This is a genomic window from Streptomyces sp. NPDC093544 (assembly GCF_040683495.1).
GTDB lineage: Bacteria > Actinomycetota > Actinomycetes > Streptomycetales > Streptomycetaceae > Streptomyces.
Genome location: NZ_JBFBEA010000041.1, coordinates 1 through 21461 on the forward strand (window position 1 = coordinate 1; position 21461 = coordinate 21461).

At 69.9% G+C, this 21461-nt stretch carries 15 protein-coding genes and 1 pseudogene; 7 read left to right on the forward strand and 9 right to left on the reverse strand.

Going from position 1 to position 21461, the window contains the following annotated elements; genetic code table 11:
- Positions 1 to 141: 141 nt before the first annotated feature.
- The 6 genes and pseudogenes from AB0N66_RS38840 to AB0N66_RS38865 all read right to left on the reverse strand — a co-directional run bounded on the left by AB0N66_RS38840 (position 142) and on the right by AB0N66_RS38865 (position 8670).
- The gene (locus tag AB0N66_RS38840; RefSeq protein WP_365444396.1) at positions 142 to 3987 is read right to left on the reverse strand and encodes a multifunctional oxoglutarate decarboxylase/oxoglutarate dehydrogenase thiamine pyrophosphate-binding subunit/dihydrolipoyllysine-residue succinyltransferase subunit; all 3846 of its coding nucleotides are present in this window, start codon (positions 3985 to 3987) and stop codon (positions 142 to 144) included.
- A gap of 293 nt (positions 3988 to 4280) precedes the next feature.
- The gene (locus AB0N66_RS38845) at positions 4281 to 5495 is read right to left on the reverse strand and encodes a HAMP domain-containing sensor histidine kinase (protein WP_365444399.1); all 1215 of its coding nucleotides are present in this window, start codon (positions 5493 to 5495) and stop codon (positions 4281 to 4283) included.
- Positions 5496 to 5535: 40 nt separating this feature from the next.
- Entirely contained in the window at positions 5536 to 6273 is a 738-nt protein-coding gene (locus AB0N66_RS38850) for a response regulator transcription factor (protein WP_266832490.1), read from the reverse strand.
- 113 nt (positions 6274 to 6386) lie between these two features.
- Complete coding sequence (locus AB0N66_RS38855) at positions 6387 to 7064, reverse strand: spermidine synthase (protein WP_365444402.1); 678 nt, start codon at positions 7062 to 7064, stop codon at positions 6387 to 6389.
- Positions 7065 to 7204: 140 nt separating this feature from the next.
- A pseudogene (locus tag AB0N66_RS38860) lies at positions 7205 to 7852 on the reverse strand (GNAT family N-acetyltransferase).
- Positions 7853 to 7890: 38 nt separating this feature from the next.
- Positions 7891 to 8670, reverse strand: a complete 780-nt coding sequence (locus tag AB0N66_RS38865; protein WP_365444513.1) for a GNAT family N-acetyltransferase — start codon at positions 8668 to 8670, stop codon at positions 7891 to 7893.
- 320 nt (positions 8671 to 8990) lie between these two features.
- Here AB0N66_RS38865 and lon point away from each other — a divergent pair, with 320 nt between their 5' ends.
- Entirely contained in the window at positions 8991 to 11411 is a 2421-nt protein-coding gene (lon, locus tag AB0N66_RS38870) for an endopeptidase La (RefSeq protein ID WP_365444405.1), read from the forward strand.
- Between the two features lie 101 nt (positions 11412 to 11512).
- Here lon and AB0N66_RS38875 read toward each other — a convergent pair whose 3' ends face one another.
- A complete protein-coding gene (locus AB0N66_RS38875) occupies positions 11513 to 12367 on the reverse strand; it encodes a lysozyme (protein ID WP_365444408.1) in 855 nt (284 codons plus the stop codon).
- Positions 12368 to 12674: 307 nt separating this feature from the next.
- On the opposite strand from AB0N66_RS38875, the gene AB0N66_RS38880 reads away from it, so the two are divergent.
- Complete coding sequence (locus tag AB0N66_RS38880) at positions 12675 to 13166, forward strand: MarR family transcriptional regulator (RefSeq protein ID WP_365444411.1); 492 nt, start codon at positions 12675 to 12677, stop codon at positions 13164 to 13166.
- Between the two features lie 35 nt (positions 13167 to 13201).
- Here the strand turns inward: AB0N66_RS38880 and AB0N66_RS38885 are convergent, their stop codons facing one another.
- Entirely contained in the window at positions 13202 to 13990 is a 789-nt protein-coding gene (locus AB0N66_RS38885; RefSeq protein WP_365444414.1) for a protein phosphatase 2C domain-containing protein, read from the reverse strand.
- A gap of 408 nt (positions 13991 to 14398) precedes the next feature.
- On the opposite strand from AB0N66_RS38885, the gene AB0N66_RS38890 reads away from it, so the two are divergent.
- The 5 genes from AB0N66_RS38890 to AB0N66_RS38910 all read left to right on the forward strand — a co-directional run bounded on the left by AB0N66_RS38890 (position 14399) and on the right by AB0N66_RS38910 (position 20128).
- Positions 14399 to 17179, forward strand: coding sequence for a nitrate- and nitrite sensing domain-containing protein (locus AB0N66_RS38890; protein ID WP_365444417.1), 2781 nt, complete (start codon positions 14399 to 14401; stop codon positions 17177 to 17179).
- Positions 17176 to 17721 (forward strand): roadblock/LC7 domain-containing protein, encoded by a 546-nt coding sequence (locus AB0N66_RS38895; RefSeq protein WP_365444420.1) that lies wholly within the window; start codon positions 17176 to 17178, stop codon positions 17719 to 17721. The genes AB0N66_RS38890 and AB0N66_RS38895 overlap by 4 nt, the downstream gene beginning before the upstream one ends.
- Complete coding sequence (locus tag AB0N66_RS38900; protein ID WP_365444423.1) at positions 17718 to 18125, forward strand: DUF742 domain-containing protein; 408 nt, start codon at positions 17718 to 17720, stop codon at positions 18123 to 18125. Before AB0N66_RS38895 ends, AB0N66_RS38900 begins: the two co-directional genes overlap by 4 nt.
- 49 nt (positions 18126 to 18174) lie before the next feature.
- Positions 18175 to 18783, forward strand: a complete 609-nt coding sequence (locus tag AB0N66_RS38905) for an ATP/GTP-binding protein (protein WP_365444426.1) — start codon at positions 18175 to 18177, stop codon at positions 18781 to 18783.
- 91 nt (positions 18784 to 18874) lie between these two features.
- On the forward strand, positions 18875 to 20128 hold the full coding sequence (locus AB0N66_RS38910) for a styrene monooxygenase/indole monooxygenase family protein (protein WP_365444429.1): 1254 nt from the start codon (positions 18875 to 18877) through the stop codon (positions 20126 to 20128).
- Positions 20129 to 20240: 112 nt separating this feature from the next.
- Here AB0N66_RS38910 and AB0N66_RS38915 read toward each other — a convergent pair whose 3' ends face one another.
- Positions 20241 to 21377 carry an NlpC/P60 family protein gene (locus AB0N66_RS38915; RefSeq protein WP_365444432.1) on the reverse strand — a complete coding sequence of 379 codons (1137 nt, stop codon included), beginning with the start codon at positions 21375 to 21377 and terminating at the stop codon, positions 20241 to 20243.
- Positions 21378 to 21461 lie beyond the last annotated feature (84 nt).

Below are 21461 nucleotides of genomic sequence, written 5' to 3' on the forward strand. Positions count from 1 at the left end.
AACGCTCGGCTGGGAAACCCCAGCCGAGCGTCTGTCTAAACTGCTCGCCACCACACGTCAGTGATCACGTGTTGCGACGACCCCTGGAATTCGCCGAAAGGGAACCGGGCCTCCGTCGTCGTACGGAACCGGTCGTGAGACCTACGCCTCGAACACCTCTCGCACCAACTGCTCCTGCTCGGCCTGGTGCCGCTTGGCGGAGCCCACGGCGGGCGACGAGCCGGCCGGGCGGGACATGCGCCGCAGACGCTCCCCGTGCGGGATGTCGGCGCCGACCGCCAGGTCGAGGTGGTCGATCAGGTTGAGGGCGATGAAGGGCCACGCGCCCTGGTTCGCCGGCTCCTCCTGGGCCCAGAGGTACTTCTCGGCGTTCGGGTACTTGGCGATCTCCGCCTGGAGCTCGGCACCCGGGAGGGGGTACAGGCGCTCGATGCGGATGATGGCCGTGTCCGTGCTGCCGCGCTTCTTACGCTCGGCCTCAAGGTCGTAGTAGAGCTTGCCTGCGCAGAAGACGACCTTGTGGACCGCGGTGGCGTCGACGCTGTCGTCGCCGATGACGGGGCGGAAGCCGCCCGTCGTGAACTCCTCCGTGCTCGACGCGGCGGCCTTGAGACGCAGCATCGACTTCGGGGTGAAGACCACCAGCGGCTTGTGGTGCGGGTTGTGCACCTGCCACCGCAGGAGGTGGAAGTAGTTCGACGGGAGCGTCGGCTGGGCGACCGTCATGTTGTTCTGGGCGCACAGCTGGAGGAAGCGCTCGATGCGGGCCGAGGAGTGGTCCGGGCCCTGGCCCTCGTAGCCGTGGGGCAGCAGGAGGGTGACGCCGGACGTCTGGCCCCACTTCTGCTCCGCCGCCGAGATGTACTCGTCGACGACCGTCTGCGCGCCGTTGACGAAGTCGCCGAACTGCGCCTCCCACATCACGAGGGACTCGGGACGGGCCAGCGAGTAGCCGTACTCGAAGCCCATGACCGCGTACTCGGAGAGCAGGGAGTCGTAGACGTTGTAGCGCGCCTGGTCGTCCGCGAGGTACTGGAGCGGGGTGAAGTCCTCGCCCGTGCGGCGGTCGATCAGCACCGCGTGGCGCTGGCCGAAGGTGCCGCGGCGGGAGTCCTGGCCCGACAGGCGGACCGGGGTGCCCTCCAGGAGCAGCGAACCGATGGCGAGCGTCTCGCCCATGCCCCAGTCGATCGTGTCGTCCTCGATCATCGCCGCCCGGCGCTGCAGCTGCGGAAGCAGCCGCGGGTGGACGGTGACGTGGTCGGGGATGTTGACCTGGGACTCGGCGATGCGCTTCACGACCTCCTGGGAGATCGCGGTCGCCACGGCCACCGGGAACTCGGCCTGCACCTCCGGGACATGAGTCTCGGCAGCCTGCGAGACGGCCTCGCGGACCTCGGTGAAGACCTTCTCCAGCTGGCCCTGGAAGTCCTGCAGCGCCTGCTCGGCCTCTTCCAGGGTGATGTCGCCGCGACCGATGAGGGACTCGGTGTAGAGCTTGCGCACCGAGCGCTTCTTGTCGATCAGGTCGTACATCAGCGGCTGCGTGAACGCCGGGTTGTCGGACTCGTTGTGGCCCCGACGGCGGTAGCAGATCAGGTCGATGACGACGTCCTTGTTGAACGCCTGGCGGAACTCGAAGGCCAGCCGGGCGACGCGGACGACGGCCTCGGGGTCGTCACCGTTCACGTGGAAGATCGGCGCCTCGATCATGCGGGCCACGTCGGTGGCGTACATGGAGGAGCGCGAGGACTCCGGGGCGGCGGTGAAGCCGACCTGGTTGTTGATGACGATGTGGATGGTGCCGCCGGTGCGGTAGCCGCGTAGCTGCGACATGTTGAGGGTCTCGGCCACCACGCCCTGGCCCGCGAAGGCCGCGTCACCGTGCAGGGCGAGCGGCAGGACCGTGAAGTCCGTGCCGCCCTTGTTGATGATGTCCTGCTTGGCGCGGGCGATGCCCTCGATGATCGGGTCGACCGTCTCCAGGTGGGACGGGTTGGCGGCCAGCGAGACCTTGATCTGCTCGCCGTCCAGCCCTGTGAAGGTGCCGCCGGCGCCCAGGTGGTACTTCACGTCGCCGGAGCCGTGCATCGACTTCGGGTCGAGGTTGCCCTCGAACTCGCGGAAGATCTGCGCGTACGACTTGCCGACGATGTTCGCCAGCACGTTCAGCCGGCCGCGGTGGGCCATGCCGATGACGACCTCGTCCAGACGCGACTCGGCGGCGCTGTCCAGGACGGCGTCGAGCAGCGGGATGACCGACTCGCCGCCCTCCAGGGAGAAGCGCTTCTGGCCGACGTACTTCGTCTGCAGGAAGGTCTCGAAGGCCTCCGCCGCGTTCAGCCGGCGCAGGATGCGCAGCTGCTCCTCGCGCTCCGGCTTGGAGTGCGAGCGCTCGATGCGGTCCTGGATCCACTTGCGCTGCTTCGGGTCCTGGATGTGCATGAACTCGACGCCCGTGGTGCGGCAGTACGAGTCACGCAGCACGCCGAGGATGTCGCGCAGCTTCATCAGGGACTTGCCCGCGAAACCGCCGACCGCGAACTCGCGCTCCAGGTCCCACAGCGTGAGCCCGTGCTCGGTGATGTCCAGGTCGGGGTGCTTGCGCTGGCGGTACTCCAGCGGGTCGGTGTCGGCCATGACGTGGCCGCGGACCCGGTAGGAGTGGATCAGTTCGAAGACCCGGGCTGCCTTGGTGACGTCGTCGTCGTGGCTGGCGTCGATGTCCTTGAGCCAGCGGACCGGCTCGTAGGGGATGCGCAGGGCCTCGAAGACCTCGTCGAAGAAGCCGTTCTCGCCGAGCAGGAGGTTCGCGACGATCCGCAGGAACTCGCCGGAGGCGGCGCCCTGGATGACCCGGTGGTCGTAGGTCGACGTGAGCGTCATGACCTTCGAGATGCCGAGCTTGTTCAGGGTGTCCTGGGAGGTGCCCTGGAACTCCGCCGGGTAGTCCATCGAGCCGACGCCCATGATGACCGACTGACCGGGCATCAGACGCGGGACCGAGTGGACGGTGCCGAGGCCGCCGGGGTTGGTCAGCGAGACCGTGACACCGGTGAAGTCGTCCATCGTCAGCTTGCCGTCACGGGCGCGCCGGACGATGTCCTCGTAGGCCTGCCAGAACTCGAAGAAGTTCAGCGTCTCGGCCTTCTTGATGCCCGCGACGACCAGCTGGCGGTCGCCGTTGGGCTTCACCAGGTCGATGGCGAGGCCGAAGTTGACGTGCTCCGGCTTGACCAGGGTCGGCTTGCCGTCCTTCTCCGTGAAGGAGTAGTTCATCGACGGCATGGCCTTGATGGCCTGCACCATCGCGTACCCGATGAGGTGGGTGAAGGAGATCTTCCCGCCCCGGGCGCGCTTCAGGTGGTTGTTGATGACGATGCGGTTGTCGAAGAGCAGCTTCACCGGGACCGCGCGCACGGACGTTGCCGTGGGCACCTCGACCGAGGCGTTCATGTTCTTCACGACCGCGGCGGCGGGGCCGCGCAGCGTCACGTACTCGGGACCGGCCGGAGCCTCGGTCGCGGGCGCGGCGTTCGCGGCAGCCGGCTTGGCGGCCGCCGGAGCGGCCTTCGCCGGAGCCGGAGCGGCGGCGGGCTTCACCGCAGCCGGAGCCGCAGCCGGAGCCGGTGCAGCAGCAGCCGCGGCCGGTGCGGGCACCGGAGCGGCCTGAGCCGGCGGAGCCGCCTTGGTGGGCGCTGCGGGAGCCGCAGGCGCCGCGGGAGCGGCCGGAGGCACTGCTGACGGGACGGCCGCTGCGGCCCCCGCGGCCGCAGTACCCGCCGGAGCCGAGGCGACAGCGGCGCCCGGCTTGTAATCGGCGAAGAAGTCCCACCAGGCTCGGTCTACCGAATTCGGGTCCTGGAGGTACTGCTGATAGATCTCATCGACGAGCCACTCATTGGGGCCGAACGCGGCAGCCGGGTTCTTCCCGGAGGCCTTCTCTTCGGTCGAGATGCTCGAGTTACTGGGGGACTGTGGCGACACGGCGGCAACCGCCCTCTTCCGCTTCTCACAAGGTGATGGACAGCGGGAATCAAGGCTACGCCCCCCTGGCCGGGAAGTTCAGGCCGGGCCGGTCCATCGTCGTGTAAGTCACATCGGAAAGTGTGTTTCGGGGGTGGAAATGGCGGGAAACAAGCGGGGTTCCGGTCCGGAATGGGCATACCCGGGTACGCCCACCCGAGGTCACGGCACGACTCACGCGGCCCTCTGCCTGATCACACGTGCCCGCCGTGACGAACGTCGATGGATCTTGTGGCTCCGGTTCGAACTTTACGTCAACTTGGCAAAGACGGAAGCCCCGGGAGGATGACCTGGATCCGGCAACCCCGCTCGGATTCGGCCACGCCGATGCGCCCGCCGTGCAGATCGACCGCCCAACGGGCGATGGCCAGGCCAAGCCCCGTACCGCCGTCGCTGCCGGGACCGTGTGGCGAGGGGACCCCGCCGCGGTTGAACCGCTCGAAGACGCGGTGCCACTCCGACCTCGGAATACCGGGGCCCTCGTCCAGGATCTCCAGGGCGAGGGACTCCGGGCAGTCGCCCCGTCTGGCCTTGACGGTCACCCGGCCGTGCGGCGGGCTGTGCTTGACCGCGTTGTCGATGAGGTTGGCGACGACCTGGTGGATCCGCTCCGGGTCCGCGTGCGCGGTCAGCTCGGGCGGGGACACGTCGAGGTGCAGATGGACGTCTGTGCGCGTGTGGCTGCCGGAGCCCGAGGCGATGCCCGCGCGCGCGGAGGAGACCATGTTGGCCTCCTTGAGGACGCCCGACAGGTACGGCCACACCTCGAAGCGGCGCTGACGCAGCGGTACGACGCCGTGGTCCAGCCTGGACAGGTCGAGGAGCGTCTCCACGAGCCGGCCAAGACGCTCCGTCTGCTTGAGCGCGGTCCGCATGGTCTCGGGATCGGGGGCCGAGACGCCGTCCACGACGTTCTCCAGGACCGCGCGCAGCCCCGCGATGGGGGTACGCAGCTCGTGGGAGACATTCGCCACGAGCTCCTTGCGCTGGCGGTCCTGGGCCTCCAGCTCGTCGGCCATGAGGTTGATCGTCTGGGCCAGGTCGCCCAGTTCGTCCCGGCGGTCGTCGCGCACCCGGCGTGTGTAGTCGCCGTGCGAGATGGACCGGGCGACCGCGTTCATCTCGTCGAGCGGGGCCGTGAGCGAATGCGCCACGAACTGCGTTATCAACAGTGTGGCGATCATCGAGAAGACCGTGATGAAGCGCAGTTCGGTCTGTGTGCGCGCCGCGATGATCGACAGACCTGTGGTGATGAAGACCGAGACGACGACCAGGGTGCCGAGCTTGGTCTTGATCGAGAAGGGCCGCACACCACTCCATGGGCTCTCGCCCTTGGACTCGCCGAAACTCTCGCCCTTGGACTCGCCGAAACCGGAATTCGCCCGTCTGCGCTCCCCGAATCCGGGGCCGGTGCTCCCGCGCTCCCCGAACCCGGGTCTCGCGCCCTTGCGATCCCCGAACCCGCTCATCACATCTGCCCCCTCAAGAAGGCCCCGGCCGCGGCCCGGCTCAGGGAGTCGGGGTCTCCAGGGCGTAGCCCACGCCGTGGACCGTACGGATCCGCTCGGCGCCGATCTTCCGGCGCAGCGCCTTGATGTGGCTGTCCACGGTCCGCGTGCCGGAGGCGTCCGCCCAGTCCCAGACCTCGGCGAGCAGCTGCTCACGCGAGAGTACGGCTCGCGGGGTGTTCGCGAGGCATACGAGGAGGTCGAACTCGGTGGGCGTGAGGTGCACGTCCTCCGAGCGCACCCGTACCCGGCGCTGCGCGTGATCGATCTCCAGCTCGCCGAGTCTGAGGATCCCGCTGCGCGGTGTCGAGGCGGCCACGACGGCGCGCTCCACCCGGCGCAGCAGGACGTGCACGCGGGCGGCCAGCTCGCGCATGGAGAACGGTTTCGTCATGTAGTCGTCGGCGCCGACGCCCAGACCGACAAGCATGTCGGTCTCGTCGTCGCGCGCGGTGAGCATCAGCACCGGCACCGGACGCTGGGCCTGCACACGCCGGCAGACCTCCAGCCCGTCGAAGCCGGGCAGCATGATGTCGAGGATCAGCAGATCGGGCTGCCAGGCCTCGGCGGTGTCGACGGCGGCCGGGCCGTCGCCCGCGGTTTGCACCAGGAATCCCTCGGCGCGCAGACGCGCCGCGATGGCGTCGACGATCGTCGGGTCGTCCTCGACGACCAGGACCCGTCGTTGAGCGCCGGGCGTCGCCGCCGCGCCGTTGTGGGAGGTGTGTGTCTGCTCCATCGCCCGCCCCTGAAGTGTGCTTTCCGGAATCCGTGGGGTGATCCCATGACTGCGCTTGACGCTTGAATGATCTGCGTCAGGTCAGCAGGGTACGGGCAGTCACCGCGCCACGGCTATCCAGGTCTTACCGCGAGATGGACGACGTCCGGAACGCCCCGGGCAACGGGGATCTCTTCGGTACGCACCCCCTTGAACCCGGCATTCCGTAGGGTTCCTTCAAATTCCGGAGAGGGCTGCGCCGACCACACCGCGAGTACCCCGCCGGGCCTCAACGCCCTTGCGCAGCCTGCGAGTCCGGCCTCCGAGTAGAGGCTTTCGTTGCCCTCTGTGACCGTCCATCCGGGCCCGTTGTCGATGTCCAGGCACAGCGCGTCGAATGTGTCGGAGATCTCATTGACGTAGGCGAGCAGATCCGCTTCGACGATATCGGTACGGGGGTCGGCGAGCGCCTCTGCGGACAGCGCGGCCAGCGGTCCGCCGAGGTGCCAGTCGATCACCGCCGGCTCGCGCTCCACGACGGTGATACGCCCCCAGCGCGGATCCGCGGCCGCGTGCGCGAGTGAGAACCCGACGCCGAGTCCGCCGATCAGCAGCCTCGGCTCCGCCCGCCCGTCCAGCGCGCCGTACGCGGCGTCGACGAGCAGCCGCTCCGAACGGCCGTCGGAAGTGTCCATGAGGAAACACCCGTTGGCGATGATCTGCAGCAGCGCACCATGACGCCGCAGCACGACCTCGCCGTACGGGCCCTCGCGACGGTCGATCACTGCGGGGGTGTCGTACGAGGTGACCATCGGCCCATCTTGGCAGCTCCCGGACGCCGGGCGGCCGAATTACCCCCGTTCCAGGGGGCGGAGCCGGCACGAGACACCTTCGCCAGTGATGGGGATCACGACGTGGCTGCGGCTACGGCAGGCGGCCGCCTGCGGAGGTTTCAGGCGCCCCCGGTGAACTTCGCGCTCGTCAGCGGTGCCTCCACGCGCCACCCGAGGGACTCGTACAGCGCCCGCCCGTCCGGTGTTCCGGCCAGTACGCCCGTCACGGCGCCCTGCGCGAGCGCCGTGCGCGTCAGTGTGCCCATGACCAGGCGGCCGAGTCCGCGCCTGCGGTGCTCCGGCGCTGTCGCGATCTGGTCGACGACCGCCGTCGCGCCGGTGGCCACGATCTGGCCGCGCGCGGCCCAGGAGCCGTCCGGCGCGGCGAGCAGGGCGTGGGTGACGCCGCCGCGCGACCAGGTGCGCAGGCGGTAGCCGTCAGGGGCGGCCGCGGGTGGGGCGGCGGCGAGTGGGATCGACATCAGGTAGCCGGGCTGGGGGTCGATCCACCAGCCCTGCCCGAGCCAGGGTTCGACGGTCGACGGCTCGGCGAACACCTTGAGTCACACCCCCGCTCCGGTCACCGAGTCGGAGACCTTCCGGACCACCGACTCCTCCACCGCCTCATTCGTCGCCCCGAGGACATGCCGCGAGACGTGCTCCGGCTGTCCCACGTCGATCGAGCACCCCCAAGACTCGGCCACCGGCGGAGCCGCCCCACGCGAGACGATCCAGCCGTCGACCCGGGCCCGTACGATCTTGTCCACCAGAACCCCTTGTAATGGCTGCTAATGCTAGACAGGCCTTACTCTAGGGATGATGTCGACGGGCCGGCCTGTGACGGCGACCACACATAGGGAGTGGTCGTGGTGATGGCGTGGAACCCCAGGCGGCGCAGGATCGGGGCGCTGTCGTCGGAGGCGTCCACGTGCAGGAATCGGACGCCGCGGGCCGCGGCGAGGGCGGCGCGTGTGGCGACCAGGGCGCGGTAAATGCCTCTGCCGCGCCATCCGGGCAGCGTCGAGCCGCCCCACAGGCTCGCGAACTCGGTGCCCTCGCGGAAGACGAGCCAGGCCGCGGCGACCACTTCACCGTCCGCCTCGGCGACGAAGACGGCGATCTCGTCGGGGGCGGCGTCGACGCGGCCGATCAGGTCGTCGGCGAGCCAGCTCCAGTCGTCGCCCCACACCGTCGACTCCATCGTGGCGATCCGGTGCATGTCCACGTCCGCCGTGGTCCGCCGTAGGGCGACACCCGGCGGCACGACCGGCCGTCGTACGGCCGCTGTTTCCTCCGAGAGCCCGACGACCACCGTCTCCCGCTCCTCGGGCGCGAACCCCGCGGCCCGCAGCCGCTCGGTGAGGTCGGCTGGGCGGTCGTGCCCTCGCGTCTTCCATTCCACCCCCTCACCGCGCCCGGCGAAGTACTCCCGCTGCCGGGCGATCAGACGGTCGAGTTCCGCCCCGCCCACCCCGAGGTCACGCGGACCACTGACCAGTCCGCGGAACTGCCCGACGATCCGCAGCAGCGGCCCGTCCTGTTCGTAAGTGACCCCTGTGGGAGGGGTGGGAGGTGCGCCGCGCATCTGGTCGTCGTAGGCGGCGAGAAAGGGGTGGATGCCGGGGTCTGTCACTGGGGAGACGGTACGGACGGTATGAGGTGTGGCAACTGAATAAGCGAGCGGCGTCCCGGCAAGGCCGCGCCATTCAAGGTGGCCTCAGCGCACGGCTCCACGCTCATCGACACGCCGGGTCGGCTCACCCGCGGCCAGGTCACAGGGCCTCCCCGGTTCACCCTTCCAGCGCGCACGACCGCGATCGCTGACAGCGAACACCCCCGGGGAACACCAGAGCGCTCACAAGCATTGAGTCCACATAGCTCAACTTGCTTGTCGAGAGGAAGATCATGGCTGCCGATACGACGTCCACACCGCTCAACCTGCCCGTGCTGCCGCTCGACGACGAGGTCGTGCTGCCTGGAATGGTGGTTCCGCTGGACCTGAACGACACCGATGTACGGGCCGCGGTGGAGGCCGCTCAGGCTGCCGCCCGCTCGACACCGGGGAAGCCGCAGGTGCTGCTGGTGCCGCGGATCGACGGGACGTACGCGGGCACGGGTGTGCTCGGTACCGTCGAACAGGTCGGCCGCCTTGCCGACGGCGACCCGGGCGCGCTGATCCGTGGACGCGGACGCGTGAAGATCGGTGCGGGGACGACCGGTCCCGGTGCCGCGCTGTGGGTGGAGGGGACGCGGGTCAACGAGACCGTGCCCGAGCCGCTGCCCGGCCACGTCACCGAGCTCATCAAGGAATACAAGGCCCTCGCCACCAGCTGGCTGCGCAAGCGCGGCGCCTGGCAGGTGGTGGACCGCGTCACCGCCATCGACGACGTGTCCGCCCTTGCCGACAATTCCGGGTACTCACCTTTCCTTTCCACCGAACAGAAGGTGGAGCTCCTGGAGACCGCGGACCCGATCGCCCGCCTGAAGATCGCCACCGAGCAGCTCCGCGAGCACCTCGCCGAGCAGGACGTCGCCGAGTCCATCGCCAAGGACGTACAGGAAGGCGTCGACAAGCAACAGCGCGAGTTCCTGCTGCGGCGCCAGCTCGATGCCGTACGCAAGGAACTGCGTGACCTGAACGGAGAGGGCGGGGAGGACGAGAGCGACGACTACCGCTCCCGCGTCGAAGCCGCCGATCTCCCCGAGAATGTCCGCGAGGCCGCCCTCAAGGAGGTCGAGAAGCTGGAGCGCGCGAGCGACCAGTCGCCCGAGGGCTCGTGGATCCGGACCTGGCTCGACACCGTGCTCGAACTGCCGTGGAACGAGCGCACCGAGGACGAGTACGACATCCAGGGCGCCCAGGCGATCCTCGACGCCGAGCACGCGGGCCTTGAGGACGTGAAGGAGCGGATCACCGAATACCTCGCCGTGCGCAAGCGGCGTTCCGAGCGAGGGCTCGGCGTGGTCGGTGGCCGCCGCGGCGGCGCGGTGCTCGCGCTCGTCGGACCTCCTGGCGTCGGCAAGACCTCGCTCGGCGAGTCCGTCGCGCACGCCATGGGGCGCAAGTTCGTCCGCGTCGCCCTGGGCGGCGTACGCGACGAGGCCGAGATCCGTGGACACCGGCGTACGTACGTCGGCGCGCTGCCCGGCCGTATCGTCCGCGCCATCAAGGAGGCCGGGTCCATGAACCCGGTCGTGCTCCTGGACGAGATCGACAAGGTCGGCTCCGACTACCGCGGCGACCCCGCCGCAGCCCTCCTCGAAGTACTCGACCCGGCCCAGAACCACACCTTCCGTGACCACTACCTGGAGGTCGAACTCGACCTCAGCGACGTCGTCTTCCTGGCGACCGCCAACGTCCTGGAAGCCATCCCGGAGGCCCTGCTCGACCGTATGGAGCTGGTCCGCCTCGACGGCTACACCGAGGACGAGAAGGTCGTCATCGCACGCGACCACCTGCTGCCGCGTCAGCTGGAGCGGGCCGGTCTGGAGAAGGACGAGGTCGCGCTCGACGAGAGCGCGCTGCGCAGGCTCGCGGGGGAGTACACCCGGGAAGCGGGCGTACGAAACCTGGAGCGCGGTATCGCCCGGCTGCTCCGCAAGGTGGCGGCGCAGCACGAACTCGGCGAGCGGAAGCTGCCGTTCACGGTGACCGAGGACGATCTGCGCGGGCTCATCGGGCGTCCGCACCACGTGCCCGAGTCCGCCCAGGACCCGGCCGAGCGCCGCACGGCGGTGCCCGGTGTCGCGACGGGTCTTGCCGTCACGGGTGCCGGCGGTGACGTGCTGTTCGTCGAGGCCTCGCTCGCCGACCCGGAGACGGGCGCGGCGGGTCTGAACCTGACCGGCCAGCTGGGCGACGTGATGAAGGAGTCCGCACAGATCGCGCTCTCCTTCCTGCGCAGCCACGGCGCGGAGCTCGAACTCCCCGTCGGCGACCTGAAGGACCGGGGCGTGCACATCCACTTCCCGGCCGGGGCCGTCCCCAAGGACGGTCCGAGCGCGGGCGTCACCATGACGGCCGCTCTCGCCTCGCTGCTCAGCGGCCGACTGGTCCGCACCGACGTCGCCATGACCGGCGAGGTCTCGCTCACCGGCCGTGTCCTGCCCATCGGCGGCGTCAAGCAGAAGCTGCTCGCCGCACACCGGGCCGGGGTCACGACGGTGATCATCCCGAAGCGCAACGAACCCGACCTGGACGACGTCCCGGCCGAGGTCCTGGACAAGCTCGACGTCCACGCGGTGACGGATGTCCGCCAGGTGCTGGAGCTGGCCCTCGCTCCGGCGACCAACGGCGCGACCGCGGAGGTTCCGGTGGCGGCGTGACGGACGCCATCGGTTGAGGAAGGCCCGGATCCCGGAAAAGGGGCCCCGGGCCTTCCCATGTCCGGTGCCGGCGGGGCGGGTGTCAGCCGGTCATGCCGGTGTCAGCCGTTGGCGAGCGCCACCACCCGGTCCAGCGCCCCGTTGAACTTGTCGTGGTCCCCGACCGTCGGACCGGACGACGTGTACTGCCACATCGTGTAGAAGCCCCAGCCGGCCGGCAGGGTGCCCACGGCGGTGGCGTAGCGGGCGACCCACAGCGGGTTGGCGGCCGCGAAACCGGCGTAGTTGCCGGTGCACTCCGTCCACCAGGTGGTCGCCGTGTAGATCACGGCGTCCCGCCCGGTGCGCGCCTTGTACTGGGTGAGGAAGCTGCTGATCCAGCTGACCATGGCGCTCTGCGTCTTGCCGTAGCAGGAGGCCCCGTACGGGTTCCACTCGATGTCGAGCACGCCGGGCAGCGTCCTGCCGTCCTTCGACCAGCCGCCTCCGTGGTCGACGAAGTAGTTGGCCTGGGTGGCGCCGGTCGTCGTGTCGGGGGTCCCGAAGTGGTACGCGCCGCGGATCATGCCGACGTCGTAGGAGCCGTTGTACTGCTGGGCGAAGTAGGGGTTCGTGTAGTACGTCCCTTCCGTCGCCTTGGCATACGCCCACTTGACCCCGCTGCCCCACAGGGTCGCCCAGGCGACGTTGCCCTGGTGGCTGCTGACGTCCACGCCCTCCGTCTGGGTGGCGTCGCCGGTGGCCGGGGTGCCGCCCTGGCCGTCGTGGGCGACTACGCCCATGCCCAGGTGGGCGGAGCCGCGGGCGGGGACATCGGCTGCCTGGGCCGGTACGGCGTAAAGGGCCGGTACGGCGAGAATGAGGGAGAAGGCGGCGAGCAGGATCCCGAGCGCGGGAAGGCGCTTCGAGGAGGGCGAGCGGCGGGTCGTTCCGGATCTGTATCGGTGCGCGGGCATGTCGTGCCTCCGAGGGGATCGGTGGTGCACGGTGGTGCTCGGTGGGGGGAACGCCGGCGGCAGGCGTCTGCCGCGGTGGGGGTCAAGTCCTCATCGACTTGTTGACGGCGTGGCCATGCCCGGCGATTTCCTGCCGTGGTCATGCCACAGGTTGCCTGCCATTGAAGCTACGCACCCGGAAGACGGCGTGGGAAGAGGGCCCTGACGCTGCCGATGGTCTACGCCTGCGAAATACTGGCGGAGCTGCGGCGACGGCGTTTTTTGGCAGAAACTTTCAGGATCCGGAAACCGAGTCAGGGGTGCTGACGTGCACGAGGACGCGAACGGCGACGGGCAACGCGACGATGCCACGGCGTCCGGAAGTGGTGTGGACCAGGAATTCCCCTCGCTGGAACGCGAGTTGACGGTGTTCCTGCGGCGCGCCCGGGCCTCCTCGGGGGAGATGGCCCGTGCGGTCCATCCCGACCTGGAGTCCTCCGCGTACGGACTCCTCTTCCGCCTGGAGGAGTGCGGCCGCCAGCGCGCCACGGAACTCGCCGCCTACATCGGCGTAGGCAAGGCCACCATGTCCCGCCAGCTCCGCGCCCTCGAAGACCTCGGCCTCGTCGCCCGCGAGCCCGACCCCGCCGACGGCCGCGCCTGGCTCGTCCACCTCACGGACGAGGGCCGGGTGCGCTTCAGTGCGGTGCGGGAGGCGCGCCGGGCGCGGTACGTCCGGCAGCTCGGTGGCTGGGATCCGCGCGAGGTGGCCGAGCTGGCCCGGCTGCTGCACCAGTTGAACGTCGGGATCGAGAAGTAGCCGACCACGCCCGGAAGTGAATCGCTTCCGGCGCCTCACCACTCCACGAGCACCACCGTCGCGTCGTCATGCGTCTTGCTCCGCCCCAGCCGCACCCGCAGCTCCGCGTCCGCGGACTCCAGCGCCCGCACGCGGGAGACGAGGGCCTGCGCCCCCTCCTTCCGTACGACGGTGAACAGGTCCGCCCAGTCCCCCTCCTGGAACTTCTCCACCCACCGCGTGGCACCGTCCGTAAGGGCGGCCAGCGCCCGGACGGAGGACCGGGGCGCCGTCCCCGTCACCGCGCGCGACGCCACCGAGGGATCCGCGGCGGCGGTGAAGAATCCGCCCTCCTGGTTGCGGAGGGTCGCGTCGGTGAGGGCGGTGGAGGTGAGGGTCGCGCGGGGGACGTGGGAGAGGCGGTCGTCGAGGAGTGCGGTGACGGTGCCGGCGGGGGATTCCAGCAGCAGCGCGGAGTCCGACAGGACGAGGTACTCGACCTCGTCGGCGGACCAGCGGGCGAGGACGACGGTTGCCTGCGGCGTGCGAGGGTGAGAAAGGTCACAGGTGTCGGCGTGGGCCTCGGCCGTACGCGCGATCGAGCGGGAAAGGACCTCAGGCAGCGTCAGATCCCGGCAAGTAAGGGACAGTTCGGTCAGTGCGCCGCCCAGGCGCGAGGAGAACCAGGCGACGGAGTGCAGGCAGCCGTCGTCACCCTCGGGAGGCGTCACGCCGTCCAGGACGACCAGTGCGCCCCCTTGTCCTGAGGCGGGAAGTCCGACCGATGCGAAGTCCTCATTGGGGCGGGCCGGGTCGCCGGGCTCCGAGACGAGTTCAGTACGCATCCGGCCAGTCTGCACGAGCCCTTCACGAGATCCACAAGAGGTTGGCATCGGTTGCCGAATGGGTGCGGACCAGCAGCTCAGGCGCCGGGTTTGGCATGGAATGATCTACTCCGGTGAAGCGTGGCGGCGAATACTGCCAAAGCCCGTCGCTCACGTCCAACCAGCCCGCCGCACAGGCGGACCGAACCGGTCAGAAGAACTTGCCCGTCAACTCCCGTCCGATGTTCACTCCTTCGGGTGGCGGGCCTGATGATGCGGGACCACTGTCCACCGGCACTGGGAGGGTCGGGAACCGGTGAGGGCGCCCCCTGCTTGAGCGAAGTCGAAAAGCTTGGGGGAGGGCGAACGGCCCAGTTGACGGAACGTCACCCGGGCACTTGGGTACACGAGTCAGGAATGCGAGCACCGGTGCAGAAGACGCGGCCGAGGCGCACAGGCAAGCAGACGGCCTCCACGGAGGGCGCCGGTGGCGCCGCCGCCGACTCGGCGGGCAGGGGTCGAACGGCCCACGTACGCAACCGGCTGATCGTCGCCGTTGCGGTCGTCGCGGCCGCCATCGTCGGCGCCGGGGCCCCCACGATCCTGACCGCCTCGGGTCAACTGAACGACTCCCAGAACCTGGTGACGCTCGCGCAGCGCACCCAGCAGGCGCTGACCCTCGCGCACTCGCTGGCCGACGAGCGCGACGAGGTCACCTCGTACATCGCCGCGGGCAGGCCGAAGGACAAGGCGCCCTCGGAGCAGCGCGGCGCCCGGGTCGACCGGCAGGTAGAGGAGTTGCGGGCGGACGAGGACGCCCCCGCGGCCCTCCTCACGGACCTCGACGCCATCGCCTCGCTGCGCCGAGCGGCGCTCACCGGCACGAGCACCGCGCTCGAAGCCCACCAGTCGTACTCCGGCGCCATCACCGAACTCCACGCCCTCGCCGAGGACCTGGCCGAGCAGGTGCCACCCCGCGCGGGCTCCGGCGCGCACTCCCTCGCCGAGCTGGACTCCGCCGTCCAGCAGTCCGCCGCCGCCCGTGGACTGCTCCTCGCGGCCCTCAGCATCCCGCGCACCACCGAGACCACCACCGACCCGTACACGGGCCTGACGACCACCACCAGCGTCTCGTCGAAAGCCGACACCAAGCAGCGTGACGCGCTCAGCGCCGCCGCCCAGCAGGCCCGCCTCCGCTCGGACGCGGCCCTCGCCGAGTTCCGCGAGACGGCGCCCAAGACCGACAAGACCTCGTACGACTCCACGGTCACCGGGCCCGATGTCACCGACGCCGACAAGTACCTCACGGGCCTCACCGACCAGCCGACGCTCTCCGACGCCGAACTCGACACCAGCACCGAGAAGCTGGACGCGGCGCTCTCCGCCCGCGTCGAGCTGATGCGCGGCGCCGAGGCATCCCTCAACAGCCGCCGCATCAAGGATCTCGAAGCGCTGCGGGACGACGACGTCACCGCCCTTGAGATCCGCGTCGCGGTCATCGGCGCGCTGGTGCTCGTCGCGGTCGGCGTCTCGATGGCCTCGGCCCGTAGCCTCACCCGTCCGCTGTCCGTCCTGCGACGCGGCTCGGCCCGCCTCGCCGCCGACCCGGGCGCGCAGGAGCCGGTCAAGTTCACCGGCCGCAACGACGAGTTCGCCCAGGTCGTCCGCTCGGTGAACGCGCTGCACGCACACGCCGCCGCGCTCCACGAGCGGATCACCACCCTCGAAGGCGACCGCAAGCACCTCATCGGCCAGCGCCAGCTGATGGCCGACGAACGCGACAAGCTCCGCACCGAACTCGCCGAGTCCGCGGCCCACCTGGAGCAGGTGCGCGGCAGCATCCACGGCACCTTCGTCAACCTGGCGCTGCGCACCCTCGGCCTCGTCGAGCGCCAACTCGGCATCATCGAGGGCCTGGAGGAGCGCGAGCAGGACCCCGACCGCCTCTCCACCCTCTTCAAGCTGGACCACTTCGCGACGGTCATGCGGCGCCACAGCGAGAACCTGCTCGTCCTCGCGGGCGCCGACCACGGCCAGCAGCACGCCGGCCCCGTCCCGCTCGTCGACGTCGTACGCGCCGCGGTCAGCGAGATCGAGCGGTACGAGCGTGTCCGCATCGCCACGCTGCCGCCGCACGCGCACCTGGCCGGTTTCGCCGCGGACGACATCTCGCACCTCGTGGCCGAACTCCTGGAGAACGCGGCGTCGTTCTCGCCGCCCGACATGGCCGTGGAGGTCTCCGGCTGGCTCCTGGAGAACGGTGAGGTGATGCTCTCCGTGCAGGACGAGGGCATCGGCATGACCACCGAGCGGATGAGCCTGCTCAACACCCGGCTCGCGGAGTTCGATCCCGAGGACGCGTACGACCAGGAGGGCGGCGAGGGACTCGGGCTCGGCCTGTACGTGGTGGCCCGGCTCGCCCACCGGCACGGTGTACGCGTGCAGCTGCGCGAGCAGAAGCAGGGCGGCATCGCGGCCGTCGCCGTACTCCCGAAGAGCCTCCTGGCCGCCGCCCCCTCCACAGCTGTACCGTCCTCCGCGCCGGTCACCGCCGGCGCCCCCGCCCGCACCCTCCCCGGAGCGGACGCCGAGGCCAACTCCAATGTCCTGTACGGCCGTTCGGCGCTCACGGCGCAGATCCCGGCCGCGGACGAGGACCCGCTGATCGCGGCGGCGGAGCGGACGGCGAGGGAAGCTGCCGCCGAGGACACTCCGGCGCCGGAGGAGCCCCCGGCGGCCGAGGAGCCCGAGCCGACGCCCGAGACCACGATGGAGCTCCTGGCCCCGGTACCCCCGGCAGCCCCCGAGCCCGTGGCACCCCCGGCCGAAACAGCCGCCGCAACTCTCCCCACCCAGCGCACAACCACCCCCACCACCCACACCGCCCCCACTGACGACCCGTACGCGATCGGCCCCGACGCCCACGAGCGGGTCGCGGATGTGGACGAGCCCGAGCGGGTCACCGACAAGGGTCTGCCCAAGCGGACGCCGAAGATCACAGCGCCGGCGGCGGCCCCGAGGCCACGCGCGGGCGGTGTGGACGCCGAGGCGCTGCGCCGCAGGCTCGGTGGCTTCCATCGCGGGGCGCAGGAAGGCCGTCGCGAGGTGGAGGCGGAGATCGCGGACCAGACCGCGCCCGCACATGCCGCGGGGCCGCACGCACAGGACGTAGAACCATCGGGGGGCACAGTCGAGGAGGCAAGCAGTTGACCGCGCCCAGTACCTTCGGCCTGAGCAGTGAAGCCCGTAACCTGCACTGGCTGTTGACGAACCTCGTCGAGGAGGTGCCCGGCCTTCTCTCGGTCGCGGTCGTCTCCTCCGACGGACTGCTGCTGATCTCCTCCGACCCCGGGAGGAACGAGGAGGCGCGGGAGGCGAGAGAAGCGCGCCGCACGGGCCCCAAGGGGTCCGCCGCCGACCTGGCCACCATCGTCTCCGGCATCGGCAGCCTCACCATCGGCGCCGCCAAGCTGATGGACGGCGGCGCCGTCAAACAGACGATGGTCGCGATGGACGAGGGCAGCCTCTTCGTCATGTCGATCAGCGACGGCTCGCTGCTGGGTGTGCACGGCTCCCCGGACTGCGACATGAGCGTGGTGGCGTACCACATGGCGCTCTTCGTGGGCCGCGCAGGCCATGTGCTGACCCCCGAACTCCGCATCGAACTCAGAAAGTCCCTGGAGACCGAGTCGGAGACCCAGCCGGAGCCTGAGCCCGAACCGGAGATCGAGTCGACGGGGAGCGCCCGATGAGCAGTAGCAGTACACCCAAGCTCCCCGTCCGCGGCGGCGACCGCAAACCCGCCCGCGTACGCCCGTACTCGCTCACCGGCGGCCGTACCCGCTTCGGTCACGTCCTGCTCGTGGAGACGTTCGTCGCGGCGATCGAAGCCCCGGAGGAACGCCGGGAGTTGACCAACGGCTCGCTGGAGACCCGGGTGATGCCCGAGATGCGGGCCATCGTCGAACTCTGCCGCCGGATGCGAACGGTGGCCGAGGTCGCCGCCCTTCTCAGGATGCCGCTCGGTGTGGTCCGGGTGCTTCTGAGCGACCTGGCGGACCAGGGAAAGATCCGTGTGTACGGAACCGGGCACGGCACGGGACAGCCGGACCGCGCTCTGCTGGAAAGGGTGCTGAGTGGACTCCGTCGTCTCTGAGGGCGCGCCAAGAACCGCCTTCCCCAACGCAGTTGCCGATCCTGATCCGGTGCCGTCGCCGCTCCCCGAGGCCGACGAGAACCTCAAGGCCTGGCAGACCGACCGCACCCGCGCCCCGATCGCGACGAAGATCGTGGTGGCGGGCGGTTTCGGCGTGGGCAAGACCACGCTCGTCACCGCGGTCTCCGAGATCACGCCTCTCCAGACGGAGGCGCTGATGACCCAGGCCAGCGAGGACACCGACGACCTCAGCGCGACGCCCGAGAAGCTGACCACGACCGTGGCCATGGACTTCGGCCGCATCACGCTCGACGACGACCTGGTCCTGTACCTCTTCGGCACGCCGGGCCAGCAGCGGTTCTGGTTCATGTGGGACGACCTGGTGCGCGGCGCGATCGGCGCGGTCGTCCTCGCCGACACCCGCCGCCTCACCGACTGCTTCCCGGCGCTCGACTACTTCGAGAGCTGCGGACTGCCGTACGTCGTCGCGGTCAACCACTTCGACGGCAGCGAGCGGTATGAGCCCGAGGACGTGCGCGAGGCCCTCACGATCCCCCCGCACATACCTGTCATGATCATGGACGCGCGCCGCCGGATCTCGGCCGTCGAGACCCTGCTGGCCCTGGTCGGCCACGCGCTCGCAGTCACCCCCGAATAGCGAAGCTCAGTCCCGAACAGGGAGCTCAGCCCCGACTCGGGGACGCTCAGCCCCGAAACAGGTCGCCCAAGCCGTAGGAGACACCACCCGCATGCGGAAGATACTCGTCGTCGGAGCCGGCCAGTCCGGACTCCAGCTCGCCCTCGGCCTCCAGTCGCACGGGTACGAGGTCACCCTGATGTCGAACCGGACGGCGGACGAGATCCGCACCGGCCGTGTCATGTCGACGCAGTGCATGTTCGACACGGCACTCCAGCACGAGCGCGATCTCCAGCTGAACTTCTGGGAGTCCCAGGCCCCGAAGATCGAAGGGCTCGGCGTCTCGGTGGCGGCCCCCGGCTCCTTCGACCCGGGTCCCTCGCAGCGTGCGATCGACTGGGTGGGCAAGCTCGACGGGTACGCGCAGTCGGTGGACCAGCGGGTGAAGATGGCCGGCTGGATGGAGACGTTCGCGCAGCGCGGCGGCCAGCTCGTCATCCACGGCGCGGCGGTCTCCGACCTCGACTACTTCGCCCGTACGTACGACCTGGTGATGGTGTCCGCGGGCAAGGGCGAGCTGGTGGCCATGTTCGGCCGGGACGCCTCCCGTTCCCCGTACACGGAGCCGCAGCGGGCGCTCGCGGTGTCGTACGTCCACGGCCTGGGCCCGCGCCCGGAGCACCCGGACTACGACGCGGTCCGCTGCAACCTGGTCCCCGGCGTCGGTGAACTCTTCATCATGCCGACCCTCACCACCTCGGGCCGCGCCGACATCCTCTTCTGGGAGGGCATACCCGGCGGCCCGCTGGACGTCTTCCAGGGCGTCAAGGACCCGGACGAACACCTCTCCCTGACCCTGGAACTCATGGAGCGGTTCACGCCCTGGGAGCACGCGCGGGCCACCAAGGTCGAACTGACCGACGCGCAGGGCACGTTGTCGGGCCGCTACACCCCGACCGTCCGCAACCCGATCGGCCGCCTCCCCGGTGGCGGTCTGGTCCTGGGTGTCGCAGACGTCGTCGTCGCCAACGACCCGATCACCGGGCAGGGTTCCAACTCCGCCTCCAAGTGCGCCGCGGCCTACCTCGCCTCGATCGTCGAGCACGGGGAGAAGGAGTTCGACGAGACCTGGATGCGTGCGACGTTCGACCGGTACTGGGACACGGCTCAGCACGTGACGAAGTGGACGAACGCGATGCTGGGCCCTCCGCCGGAGCACGTTCTGAACCTCCTCGGAGCCGCAGGTGCGTTGCCGCCTGTCGCGGACCGGTTCGTGAACGGGTTCAATGACCCCGCCGACTTCGAGAACTTCTTCTTCGAGCCCGAGAAGACGAACGCGTACTTGGCTTCGGTGGCGGGGGCCTGAGGCATTCACCCCGGGTGCGGGTGCGGGTGCGGGTGCGGGTGCGGGTGCGGGTGCGGGTGGGTTGTTGCTGGTCGCGCAGTTCCCCGCGCCCCTAAAAGGGGCGTCCCTGGCTTTACGGGGCGCTGTAGCCGGTGTCTGAACCCTCCATGGCCCCCTGAGGGAGCTTTGGCGGGGTGTACTGCCGTAGAGGCTTCCCACCGGGGTCGGGACGGACAGCCCCCAGCAGCGGATTGGCGGCAATGGGGGAGACTTTGATCTTCGTCCCGGGCCGGGGCGCCTGCACCACGACTCCGTCGCCCAGGTAGAGGGCGACATGGGTGGCCTCGGGGAAGTAGATCACCAGATCCCCCGGCCGCAGGTCGCTCAGCGGGATGTGCGGCAGCTGGGCCCACTGTTCCTGGCTGGTCCGGGGGATGGGTCGCCCGGCACGCTCCCAGGCCTGTGAGGTGAGCCCCGAACAGTCGTACGAAGTGGGCCCCTCCGCACCCCATTCATACGGCTTGCCGATCTGCTCCACGGCGTACCGCAGGGCCTCCTCACCCTCCCGAGAGGGCCGCCGAGCACTGCTGCTGAGCGCACCCGAGGCCATGAACTTCTTCTGCGCCGCGGCTTCCCCCGACTTCTCGAACTCGGCCAGCTCAGTGAGCTGATCGACGGTCAGCGAGGCAAGCAGTTCCTCGACATCCTTCAGCCGCCCGCGCACATCGTCCCGTGCCTTCTTCTGCCGCTCGGCAAGGGTGAGCTGACCGTCCAGCGCCTTGCGAGCCTCCCGCGCGAGCCCACCCATCCGCTTCTCGTTCCCCACCACCCGCTCCACCGTCTCGGCCCGCTCCAGCGAGAGCTGCCGGATCACATGTCCCTGGTCGAGCGCGTGCTGCGGATCGCGGGCGAGCAGGAGCCGTACGTACGAGGAGATCTCGGTCCTGCCCTGGTACTGCTGCCGGGCGAGCCGCCCCGCGGCGCCACGGCTGTCGTGCAGCGAGAGGCGGGCCTTGGCCAGGTTCTCGTCCAGCCGGACGACCTCGGCTCGCTTCTTCTTCAGTTTCTCCTCGGTCGCGTTGTACGTCTCGGTGGCGCGTTCGGCGTCCCGGTACAGCCGCTGAAGGTCCGTCAGCAACTCGGCGACGGACCGTGAACCGGGCTCCGAGGGCGCGGGAACGGGAGCGGCCGGCGAGAACGCCACCAGTGCCCCGGCGGTCACCGCCGTCGCGGCCGTCGTACAGACCAGACGCAGAAGCCTTGCTGACACGTCATCACCTCCGGTGCGGGGGTGGTCCGTCCACCTCTCACCGGAAGAATCGGGCGCGCGCGTCCCGGGCGCGCGCCGGGTGGT